Genomic DNA, 2,586 nt, shown 5'->3' on the forward strand with positions numbered 1-2,586 from the left:
AAGCGGGATTTGCCTTTCGTAATGACACTTACTATACTGTCAAACAGGTATGCATATTCCTTTGTATCGGGTATAGTCATACCAACGCTTATTGTAACGGAACAAACATACCAGTTGTTCTCTACGTACATTGAGGTACCGAATGAAAAGATTCTTGCTGCTTGGCTTATTGATGTGTATCATCGCCACTATGGCTTTTGCTGTTCCCTACTATGACAAGGGAAACCAAATGTTCTCCTTTACGCTGGGAACAACCTTTCCAACCTTCACCTATTTTTTTGAAGACAAGGATTTTCGTGTGGGTTTCGGCGAAAACAATACCGGTGCAAAGGTTGGCGGTTATGGAGCGATCAGCTACCAGGTTTTTAATTCCCCTACTTCTGCAATCGGGGGCGAGATAGGCTATGACTTCAACTTCTCCGCATCCAATATGCTCTTCACTGCAGTTCCCTTCTATGCAAAGTACTCATTCTTCCCTGTCCAAGGCCAGTGGGACCTTCCGATTTCCTTCGGCCTGGGAGGGGCGTATATCAAGTACAACGATGCCTCATTGATGACCTTGTTCGGCAATGTGCAGGTGGGATTGACTTGGTACCCGGGAGACAATTGGGGCTTTGGCTTGACCACCGGGCTTTGGTTGATTCCCGAGTTCAACTATGATGATGCGCTGAAGCAGGATAACGCCCTTGCCGGGTTCATCCCCCTCACCCTCTCTATCACGTATAGACAATAGGAGCAGCAACCATGCAGACGAAACATAGAAATTTCATACTATTCTCTCTTCTGATAGCAATTCTGGTAATTACCGGCTGTAATGCTGATGCTTCTGCTGGATTATTCAGGCAGCTTGCCAATTCTCGTGAAGTTGTTGATGTGAGATATAATCAACTGCTTGGTCAAAATCCAATAACGGACGATCTTTACTTTCTAACAGATACTGGAATCTATGCTACTTCAGGTTTAACTACCACTACTGCATCAGTAGTAGCCAATAGCAAGAACAAGTTGATTCGTTCTGCATACTACGACAAGAGCGATACAATTTTATACACCATCAATGAAGAGCCTACCAACGTCCAAAAATATATCATCAGTACAGATAAAAAATCCACAACGGCTATTACGCATGGCACAATAAGTACAATCACCCGTGTAAAAGTCATACCCAATGGTCTTATTATGCTCACCGGTACGAATTCAAGTGGTGCCACCACCTACGCATTATTGGATTCCACACTTACAGAAGTCTCAAATCTCTCTTCAAAAATCCTTGATGGCTATAGCCTTGTGGGTGTTTTTCAACAAACAGGATTTGGTTCAGCTAGTATTACGGCATCACCAATGGTGGTATCTTTTGTAAGTGGTTCAACGTATAAACACTATTATATTCCAACAACTCCATCACATGTTGCTTCGGAGATAAACGTTGACAATACAAAACGTATAGTCAATTTTGTCGAATCAGGAACAAACCTTTATCTGCTTACTTCTGATGGAATGATTTTCAAAGGTAATTCCACATCATTGACTACGGCCTTTACAGAGATTGTAGATGTAACAGAAGACTATGCTGACCATGCATTTGGTTATTTGACTGGAACAGCACCCACCTTGTACTACATCACCAAACCTGATAACAAAGATCAGTTAACTGTTTTTACAATTAATACTACTACAGATGCGGTGACCACGACCGCTGTTACCAAAGGCTATGCCAGATTCATCTACAATACGGAAATAGTTGATGCTCTCCCATTGGGTTCAGGCGACTTGCTTGTTGCTACTGCACGAAACGGCATGTACAGGATTACCATTACAACTCCAAACAGCAATGACGATTCCAATGGATCTTCGACCGAAGCTGAAAAATACTTTCCTTAAAAAGGAAACATCTTGATCAAGAAACACCCCAAGTACTTTTCCCTGGGGTGTTTCTCTCTTAATTCATCCAGCTGTCTTTGGTATCGAAGACCTGGTAGTTCTTCTTGTCATCCATCACTACCTTCACCAAGCCATCGTTGAGAGTCAGATGATACTCGGCGCCATAGCGCTTGTAGTTGGTGTACACAGTCATGCTGTCCAGCTGATCGTGCATCGCGACCACAATCTTGGCGTTCAAGTTCTTGATCCATCTGATGCTGTTTGAGGTATCACCACCGTGATGGTTGACCTTCGCTACATCGGCTTGCAACTGTCCTCCATATTTGGTGATAAGGGCACGCTCCTGAACCATATACAGGTCACCGGAGAACCATGCAGTGGACTGGCCGTACGTCAGCTTCATCGCAATCGATTGGTTGTTGATGAACTGGGTGGAATTATCCGGGTAGTTCGGTGGATAGGTGATATCCTTGGGAGGGTTGTAAACATCAACCTTGATGCAATCACCAAACATGAAAGAATCGCCTTCACAGAGAATGGCAACCGGTATATTATACTGCTGAATCGCCTGAAGGGCCGCCTGATTCACGTCAGTCGCATAGTCGAGATTCGAACGATATACATGCTTGATCGGAAAAGTTGCTGCCACCTGCGGGAACCCCCCGATATGGTCGATATGCGGGTGTGAAGCAACAAAGATGTCGA

General features: G+C 44.2%; 3 protein-coding genes. 2 read left to right on the forward strand and 1 reads right to left on the reverse strand.

The genetic code is table 11. The features are described from left to right. Positions 1 to 142: 142 nt before the first annotated feature. Entirely contained in the window at positions 143 to 733 is a 591-nt protein-coding gene (locus B3F49_RS11730) for a TP0733 family outer membrane beta-barrel protein (protein ID WP_293911276.1), read from the forward strand. Between the two features lie 11 nt (positions 734 to 744). Then, positions 745 to 1,881 carry a hypothetical protein gene (locus B3F49_RS11735; protein ID WP_293911279.1) on the forward strand — a complete coding sequence of 379 codons (1,137 nt, stop codon included), beginning with the start codon at positions 745 to 747 and terminating at the stop codon, positions 1,879 to 1,881. Positions 1,882 to 1,939: 58 nt separating this feature from the next. Here the strand turns inward: B3F49_RS11735 and B3F49_RS11740 are convergent. Further along, a partial coding sequence (locus B3F49_RS11740) for a ComEC/Rec2 family competence protein (RefSeq protein ID WP_293911282.1) occupies positions 1,940 to 2,586 on the reverse strand: 647 nt, incomplete at its 5' end.

Origin of the sequence: Sphaerochaeta sp. UBA5836, assembly GCF_002432845.1 — a bacterium.
Lineage (GTDB): Bacteria > Spirochaetota > Spirochaetia > Sphaerochaetales > Sphaerochaetaceae > Sphaerochaeta.

What these genes read in the sequence shown, in the direction of transcription:
- B3F49_RS11730 (WP_293911276.1), top strand. Translation starts at nt 143, where the DNA reads ATGAAAAGATTCTTGCTGCTTGGCTTATTGATGTGTATCATCGCCACT.
- B3F49_RS11735 (WP_293911279.1), top strand. Translation starts at nt 745, where the DNA reads ATGCAGACGAAACATAGAAATTTCATACTATTCTCTCTTCTGATAGCA.